This is a genomic window from Mycobacterium sp. E3247, from assembly GCF_001667785.1.
Taxonomy (GTDB): domain Bacteria; phylum Actinomycetota; class Actinomycetes; order Mycobacteriales; family Mycobacteriaceae; genus Mycobacterium.
On the sequence record NZ_LZJG01000295.1, the window covers coordinates 1 to 7,898 of the forward strand.

8 protein-coding genes and 1 pseudogene are annotated in these 7,898 nt (G+C 71.5%); 2 read left to right on the forward strand and 7 right to left on the reverse strand.

Translation table 11 applies throughout. The annotated features are described in order from the left end of the window. Nucleotides 1-1,744: ABC transporter ATP-binding protein/permease (locus A9X04_RS15950; protein ID WP_067922138.1), on the forward strand; the 1,744-nt coding region annotated here is incomplete at its 5' end. Between the two features lie 2 nt (nucleotides 1,745-1,746). Here the strand turns inward: A9X04_RS15950 and A9X04_RS15955 are convergent. The 6 genes from A9X04_RS15955 to A9X04_RS15980 form a co-directional block, all read right to left on the reverse strand. Next, complete coding sequence (locus tag A9X04_RS15955; protein ID WP_067922158.1) at nucleotides 1,747-2,301, reverse strand: pentapeptide repeat-containing protein; 555 nt, start codon at nucleotides 2,299-2,301, stop codon at nucleotides 1,747-1,749. A 20-nt stretch (nucleotides 2,302-2,321) separates the two neighbouring features. Next, a complete protein-coding gene (locus tag A9X04_RS15960) occupies nucleotides 2,322-2,918 on the reverse strand; it encodes an ATP/GTP-binding protein (RefSeq protein ID WP_067922141.1) in 597 nt (198 codons plus the stop codon). Beyond that, nucleotides 2,899-3,270 carry a DUF742 domain-containing protein gene (locus A9X04_RS15965; RefSeq protein WP_067922144.1) on the reverse strand — a complete coding sequence of 124 codons (372 nt, stop codon included), beginning with the start codon at nucleotides 3,268-3,270 and terminating at the stop codon, nucleotides 2,899-2,901. Before A9X04_RS15965 ends, A9X04_RS15960 begins: the two co-directional genes overlap by 20 nt. A gap of 6 nt (nucleotides 3,271-3,276) precedes the next feature. Continuing rightward, a complete protein-coding gene (locus A9X04_RS15970) occupies nucleotides 3,277-3,675 on the reverse strand; it encodes a serine protease inhibitor (protein ID WP_067922147.1) in 399 nt (132 codons plus the stop codon). Further along, entirely contained in the window at nucleotides 3,672-6,392 is a 2,721-nt protein-coding gene (locus tag A9X04_RS15975) for a sensor histidine kinase (RefSeq protein WP_067922160.1), read from the reverse strand. The genes A9X04_RS15970 and A9X04_RS15975 overlap by 4 nt, the downstream gene beginning before the upstream one ends. A gap of 251 nt (nucleotides 6,393-6,643) precedes the next feature. Next, on the reverse strand, nucleotides 6,644-7,249 hold the full coding sequence (locus tag A9X04_RS15980) for a bifunctional 2-polyprenyl-6-hydroxyphenol methylase/3-demethylubiquinol 3-O-methyltransferase UbiG (protein ID WP_067922150.1): 606 nt from the start codon (nucleotides 7,247-7,249) through the stop codon (nucleotides 6,644-6,646). Nucleotides 7,250-7,266: 17 nt separating this feature from the next. Here A9X04_RS15980 and A9X04_RS15985 point away from each other — a divergent pair, with 17 nt between their 5' ends. Beyond that, nucleotides 7,267-7,731, forward strand: coding sequence for a tRNA (cytidine(34)-2'-O)-methyltransferase (locus A9X04_RS15985; RefSeq protein ID WP_067922156.1), 465 nt, complete (start codon nucleotides 7,267-7,269; stop codon nucleotides 7,729-7,731). On the opposite strand, the pseudogene A9X04_RS15990 reads toward A9X04_RS15985, so the two are convergent. After that, a pseudogene (locus tag A9X04_RS15990) lies at nucleotides 7,732-7,898 on the reverse strand (nitroreductase); the annotation flags it as partial.

Here is a 7,898-nt window from a genome sequence, read left to right on the forward strand (position 1 = left end):
GGCGTCGGCGGTGCTGTCCGAGGGCGACGTGGTGACCATCGGGAACGTCGACCTGGTGTTCTCCGGCGGGATCCTGGTCCGCCGTCAGGAGGCGGCGGCGCGCACCGGCGGCCTGGAGGTGCGCGGCGTCGACTTCAGCGTCAACGGCAAGAATCTGCTCGAGAGGATCTCGTTGACCGCCCGCCCGGGCACGCTGACCGCCCTGATCGGCGGGTCGGGTGCGGGCAAGACCACGCTCTCGCGGCTGATCGCCGGGTACGCCACCCCGACCTCCGGGTTGGTCACGTTCGAGGGCCACAACATCCACACCGAGTACGCCTCGCTGCGGACCCGGATCGGGATGGTCCCGCAGGACGACGTCGTGCACCGTCAGCTCACGGTCAACCAGGCCCTCGGCTACGCGGCCGAGCTGCGGCTGCCGCCGGACACCACCAAGGCCGACCGCGAAGAGGTCGTCGCGCAGGTGCTCGACGAACTCGGGCTGACCCAGCACGCGGACACCCGGGTGGACAAGCTGTCCGGCGGGCAGCGCAAGCGCGCGTCGGTGGCGCTCGAGTTGCTCACCGGGCCGTCGCTGCTGATCCTCGACGAGCCGACCTCGGGCCTGGACCCCGCGCTCGACCTGCAGGTGATGACCATGCTGCGGCAGCTGGCCGACGCGGGCCGGGTGGTGTTGGTGGTCACCCACTCGCTGACCTACCTCGACGTGTGCGACCAGGTGCTGCTGATGGCCCCGGGCGGCAAGACGGCGTTCCTGGGTGCGCCGGGTGAGATCGGCGACGCCATGGGCACCACCAACTGGGCGCAGATCTTCGCCAAGGTGGGCGCCGACCCCGACGAGGCCAACCGCCGGTTTCTGGCCCGGAACGAACCGCCGCCCCCGCCGAAGGAGGCGCCGGCCGACCTCGGCGCCCCGCCGCGCACCAGCATGCGGCACCAGTTCTCCACAGTCGCCCGCCGCCAGGTGCGCCTGGTGGTCGCCGACCGCGCCTACTTCGTGTTCCTGGCGCTGCTGCCGTTCGTGATGGGCGCGCTGTCGCTGACCGTTCCCGGCCACACCGGTTTCGGGTACGCCGACCCGACGAGCGACTCGGCCGGCGAGGCCGGGACGATCCTGACGCTGCTCACCATGGCCGCGGCCTTCATGGGCACCGCGCTGACGATCCGCGACCTCATCGGCGAGCGCCCGATCTTCCGGCGCGAGCAGGCGGTCGGGCTGTCCACCACGGCCTACCTGCTGGCCAAGATCGCGGTGTTCTGCGTGTTCGCCGTCGTCCAGGCGGCGATCGCCACGGCCATCGTGGTGGTCGGCAAGGGCACGCCGACGCGCCCGGCCGTGCTGCTGGGTAACGCGACGCTCGAGCTGTTTGTCGCCGTCGCGGCGACCTGTGTGGCCGCGGCGATGCTGGGGCTGCTGCTGTCGGCGTTGGCGCGCTCCAACGAGCAGATCATGCCGCTGCTGGTGGTGTCGCTGATGGGCCAGATGGTGCTGTCCGGCGGGATGGTGCCGGTCACCAACCGGATTTTCCTCGACCAGCTGTCCTGGGTGGTGCCGTCGCGGTGGGGGTACGCGGCGCAGGCGTCGACGGTCGACCTGTGGACCGTGGCGCCCGGCCCGCAGAATCCGCGGGACAGCCATTTCCAGCACACGCCGTCCGCCTGGCTGTTCGACATGGGCATGCTCGCGGCGTTGTCGATCGCCTACGCCGGCCTGGTGCGGTGGCGCATCCGGCTCAAGCACTGACCTCAGCCGTCGAGGGTCTCCCCCAGGCGCAGGCCGTGGGCCGCCGCGAAGGCCACCGCCTGGCCGACGTCGACGCGGGCGCCGGCCAGCGATGCGGTTCTCCACAACGAGGCATCCACGGCCGCCCCGCGCAGGTCGGCGTCGTCCAGCCGGGTGCCCGTCGTCCGGGCCCCGGACAGGTCGGCGCCGCGCAACACCGCCTTACGCAGGTCGGCCTCGACCAGGCTGGCCTCCCGCAGCCGGCTGCCGCTCAAGTCGACGCCGCGCAGGTCGTTGCCGCCCAGCACCGCCAGCGTGAAGTCGACCTCGTCGAAGGTGATCGGCCGCATCCGGCACTCGAGGAAGACCGAGCCCAGCATGCTGCACTGCGTGAACACGCTGTGCCACAACGAAGTCCGGTGAAACCTGCAATTGCGGAACGCCGACCCGCGGTGTTGCGACTCGGCCAGGTTGACGCCGCCGAAGTTGCACTCGTCGAACACCACCCGTTCGGTGTGCAGCCCGCTGAGGTCCTCGTCGGTGAAGTCGTGGCCTCGGAAGTGGCGATCGGTGGCGATCGACCCGCTTCGCAACTCCGTCAATTGGCCGTCAGGCTGGCCAGGGCGTATTCGCTGACCGCGATCAGCGCGTCGGTCGCCGACCGGCGATCCCGGGCGTCGACCGTGATCACCGGGATGTGCGCGGGCAGGGTCAGCGCCTCGCGCACCTCCGCGACGGGATAGCGAGGCGAACCGTCGAACTCGTTGACCGCGACCAGGAACGGCAGGTTGCGGTGCTCGAAGAAGTCGACCGCGGCAAAGCTGTCCTCCAGCCGCCGGCAGTCCACCAGGACGATCGCCCCGATGGCGCCGCGAACCAGGTCGTCCCACATGAACCAGAACCGCCGCTGGCCCGGCGTGCCGAACAGGTAGAGCACCAGGTCTTCGTCCAGGGTGATCCGGCCGAAGTCCATCGCGACCGTGGTGGTCCGCTTGTCCGGGGTGGCCTCCAGCGCGTCGACCGCGGTCGAGGCGTCGGTGAGCATCGCCTCGGTGCGCAACGGCATGATCTCCGACACCGCCCCGACGAACGTCGTCTTGCCGGCGCCGAATCCGCCCGCGATGACGATCTTGGTCGAGGCGTGGGCTCCGTCTTGTCCCATCTCGGGGGGCGCCTCAGAGTGCCTTAAGGCCACGCAGCGTCCTTCCTATCAGTTCGTGTCGCTCATCTCTGGTCGAACGCTCGGACAACGTCTTGTGCACCCGAAGGTAGCCGGACAACACCAGATCACCGACCAGGACGCGCGTGACGCCGAGCGGAAGATCCAGCCGGGCAGAGATTTCCGCGACCGACGGGCTGCCGACGCACAACTGGATGATCTTGCCTTTCGCGTCCTCGGGGAGCCACTTGTGAACCAGGCCGGCCTGCAGCGTCTGGATCGGCGCTTCCACGGGAAGGTCGACGTCGGTGCCGGTCCGCCCTGCCGTCAGGGTGTACGGCCGGACCAGATTCCCTCTACGTGCGGTCGGCCGGGGCTCGGGTTCCATCGCGGCTCACGAGACGCCGGACCGGCGGGTGGACTGCACCACGCCCCCGACCCGTTCTACCAGGATGGCCATCTCGTAGCCGATTTGACCGATGTCGCACGACGTCGCGGCCAGGGTGGCCAGATGCGAGCCGTCGCCCACGCGCATCAGCAGCAGGTAGCCGTGCTGCATCTCGACCACCGACTGCAGCACCTGGCCGCCCTCGAACAGCTGCGCGGCGCCGGTCGCGAGGCTGGCCAGGCCGGAGGCGACGGCGGCCAGCTGGTCGGCGCGCTCGCGCGGAAGATGCTCGCTGGCCGCGATGGGCAGCCCGTCGACGGAGACCAGCAGGGCGTGCGCCACGCCGGGGACCTCGCGGGCGAACCGCGTCACCAGCCAATCCAGTGAATTCCCGGGTGACGTCATTCTTGATCGGATCCTTGTTCACGGGCGTGCGACCGGCCGGTGCGCACCCCGCCGAAGTGGCTGCTGAACGACGCGCGAACCGCCTCGGGATCGCGCCCCGCGGCCGCGTGCTGGGGCTCCCGCACGGCGGACGGCTGGTCCTGCTGGGGCGCGTCGTTGCCGTTGGCCGCGCCGGGCACCAGCCGGGCGCCGGGAGTGCGGACCGGCAGGCCGTGCTCGGCGGTGCGCGACTCGACGGGCTTGTCCTCGGCCGCGGCGGCCAGGGTCCAGCCGCGGTCCCACACCGACTGCCAGTCCAGGTCGGGACTGTTGACCAGGTCGTGCGGATCGCCCAGCATCTCCGACAGCATCCGCCGGTAGATCACGTCGTCGTCGGCCGGGGTGGCCGCGCTGTGCGGGGCGGCCGGAATCGACGGACCGGGCCCGCTCGGGACCGGCGCGGCCGGCTTGTCGGCCTCCCGGGACCGCGCGGCGAAGAACGCCGACGTGTCCGACGCCGTTCGCGCGGGTTTGGGCTCCGGCTCCGCGGGGGCCACCGGGGTAGCCGGCTTGGGCGGGGTCCCGCTCTCCCACCACGGGGTGGGCAGCTCGCGCCGGGGCCGCGCGGGCTGCTGCTCGGCGGGTTGGGCCGGCACGTCGGTGATGCCGCTGGAACCGGGGTTGCGGCGCGGCAAGAGCGTGACCGGCGGCACGGAGCTGTCGTCGGCGGCGGTGCGGACCGCCGGCTCGGGCGCCCGTTCCTCGGCGACGTCCGGGGCGCTGGGTGCCGAGACGGCCCTGATCCGCGCGACGCGGACCGGCTGGCCGGGGCCCTCGAGGATGGCGGGCGGCAGGTAGATCTCGGCGGTGGTGCCGGGGCCCGCCTCGTTGGCCGCCGGGCCGCGCAGCCCGACCCGGATGCCGTGGCGGGCCGCGATCCGGCCGACCACGAACAGGCCCATGTGGCGGGCGTTGTCGGGGCTGACCTCGCCCCCGGCCTGCAGCCGCATGTTGGCGATGCGCCGATCGGTGTCGTTCATGCCCAGGCCGGAGTCGGCGATCCGCACCACGACCCCCCCGTCGCCGCCGCGGGCCGCCGAGACCCGCACGGGCGTCGAGGGCGGCGAATAGCGCAGGGCGTTGTCGATCAGCTCGGCGAACAGGTGAATCGCGCCGCCCGCGGCCGCGCCGATCAGCGTGCTGTTGTCGGGCAGCCCGGCGATCTCGACGCGGCGGTAGTCCTCGACCTCGGACACCGCGGCGTTGAGCACCGTCGCCAGCGGCACCGGGTCACGCTGGTCGCGGGCGAGCTGCGCGCCGGCCAGCACCAGCAGGTTGGCGCTGTTGCGGCGCAGCCGGGCCGCGAGGTGGTCCAGCCGGAACAGGCTGTCCAGGCGTTCGGGGTCCTCCTCGTTGCGCTCGAGCCGGTCGATGAGCGACAGCTGCTGGTCGACCAGCGAGCGGCTGCGCCGCGACATGGTCTCGAACATGTCGTTGACCAGCAGCCGCAGCCGCGCCTCGTCGCCGGCCAGCAGCAGGGCCTGGGTGTGCAGTTCGTCGACGGCGTGGGCGACCTGGCCGATCTCCTCGGTGGTGTACACGGGCAGCGGTTCCGGCGTCGGCTCGGCCCCGCCCGCCTTGACCCGCGCGATCTCCTCCTCGAGGTCGGTGTGGGCGACCTTGAGGGCGCCGTCACGCAGGACGCGCAGCGGCCGCACCAGGGCGCGCGCCACCAGCAGCACGACACCCAGCGCGATGACGATGGCGGTCAGCACCACGACGGTGTCGACGATGGCGGAGTTGCGCTTGTCGGCGGCCTGGGCGTGCACGGACTTGGTCACCGACGCGGTGGCGTCCTTGATGACCTGGTCGGCGATCTCGTCGGTGGTCTGGATCGAGCGCAGCAGGTCGGCGTTGTCGACGAGCACGCTGGCCGGGTCGGACATGATCGCCAGCCGGGTCACCAGCTGCTGCTGCAGCGTCTTGGCTTCGGGCGAACCGGCGCCGAGGACTTCGCTCATCCCGAACAGCGTCGACGGCTCGGTTCCGGCCAGGGTGATCATCGACGTCCGCAGCTGCGGTTCGGGCAGGTCGGCGCCGCGGGTGACGAGGACATTCTGCATCGTCATCTGCCCGCGGGCCCCGACCGCCCGGCTCAGCCCCTGGGTTTGGGCGCGGATCTTCTCGTCGTCGACCCGTACCGACGCGTTGATGACGTCCTCCGCGGTCAGCAGGATCGGGGCGTACAGGGTCACGCGTTCGCGCAAACCGAGGCCGTTGTCGGTCGCCTTGGTGACCAGCATCTGGCCGCCGTCGAGCAGGTTGTTCACTCCCGATCGGACTTCGGGGCTCACGTCGGTGTCGCGCAGCCGCGTGTCCAGTTCGTACTTGCGGGCCTCGAAGTTCTTCTTGGCCCCCTCGACGTCGCGCCCGGTGCTGCCCGCCACCAGGGCGACATCGAGGGCCGACATGTACTTGGTGATCACCGGCACCACGTCGGCGCGGGCCGCAGCCAGCCGCAGGGCACTCGAGTTCGCCATCGCGGCCTCGATGCGCAGCGCCCCGAACACCGTTGCCAGCAGCAGCGGGACGAGCACGATCGCCAGGACCTTCCACCCGACCGGCCAGTTGCTCAGCGACCAGGTCCGGGGGCGTTTGCCCGGCGCCGCGTCGGCGGCGCGGGGCGGTGCGGACTCGGGGGCGGCCGCCTCGGCCGGGTTGGCCGGGCGGGCGAACATGGTCACGTCGCCACGGCCGCGTGACCGGCCGCTGCGCTAATGGTCAGCGCTCGAGAAAACGAGAGGCTCATGAGACTTCCTGCTTAATCCACCCGTGCCACGCCAGATGGGCGCGAGCGCGTCAACGTGGCAATCCGACGAGTATGACAGCCCGCGGCCCGGGCCACCAGAATCCGTACTGAGCAGACAGGCCTCTCCAAGGTGGACCGGCGCGCGGACGCACGACTCTGGCAAACGCGCCCGTCAAGGTTTCAGGTCGGCCGCAGGACGGCGACGAGGAAATCGGAGTCATCGGTGAACGGTCGCAGGTCCCAGGTGGACAGCAGCAGATCGGGCGCGAACCCGGCCGAAGCCGCGTCGTCGAGGAACGTGGCGAACGCGTAGTCGCGGCCGGCGCCGAAGCCGATCGCCGCCCGACCGCGATCGGCGAGGTGCGCGCGCAGCCGGCTCAGCACCCGGCCCCGCGTGCTCGGGGCCAGGAACGCCATGACGTTGCCGGCCGACACGATCACGTCGAACGGTTCGGGGATGCCGCGGGCGGGCAGGTCGAGCTCGGCGAGGTCGCCGACCAGCCAGCGCGGGCCGGGATGGTCGTGCTCGGCCGCCTCGATCAGCGCCGGGTCGACGTCGACGCCGACGACGTGGTGTCCGGCGGCGGCCAGGTGCCCGCCCAGGCGGCCGGGGCCGCAGCCGGCGTCGAGAATGTGGGCGCCGCGGGGCGCCATCGCGTCCACGAAGCGGGCCTCGCCGGCCAGGTCGTCACCCGCGCGGGCCATCGCCCGGAACCGCTCGATGTACCAATGCGAATGTCCTGGATCGGCAGCGACTTTCTGCATCCAGAGGCTCTGCTCGACCATGCGACCATTATCGCGTTGTGTTCAAGCTGATGTTTTACTCCCCGCGCATTCCCCCGAACACGGGCAACGCCATCCGGACGGCGGCGGCCACTGGCTGCGAACTGCATCTGGTCGAGCCGCTGGGGTTCGACCTGTCCGAGCCCCAGCTCCGGCGGGCCGGGCTGGACTACCACGACCTGGCGTCGGTCACGGTCCACCCGTCGTTACCGGCCGCGTGGGACGCGCTGATGCCGGCGCGGGTGTTCGCGTTCACCGCGCAATCGACCACGCGGTTCTCCGACATCGGCTACCGCCCCGGCGACGTGTTGATGTTCGGGCCCGAGCCCGACGGGCTGGACGACGCGACGCTGGCCGACCCGCACGTCACCGAGCGGGTGCGCATCCCGATGCTGGCGGGCCGCCGCTCGTTGAACCTGTCGAACGCCGCGGCCGTCGCGGTCTACGAGGCCTGGCGGCAGCATGGCTATTCGGGCGCGGTCTAGTTACCAGGCGTCCCAGTGCGTGACCTGCTCGGCGGGCAGCCGCTTGGCGGGGCGGAAGTCGGTGCCCTTGGTGTAGGCGATCGGGAACAACCCGCCCTGGCTGTACTTGTCGTAGGGGATGCCCAGCACGTCGGCCACCTGCTGCTCGCCGTCGCGGAGCAGGTGCA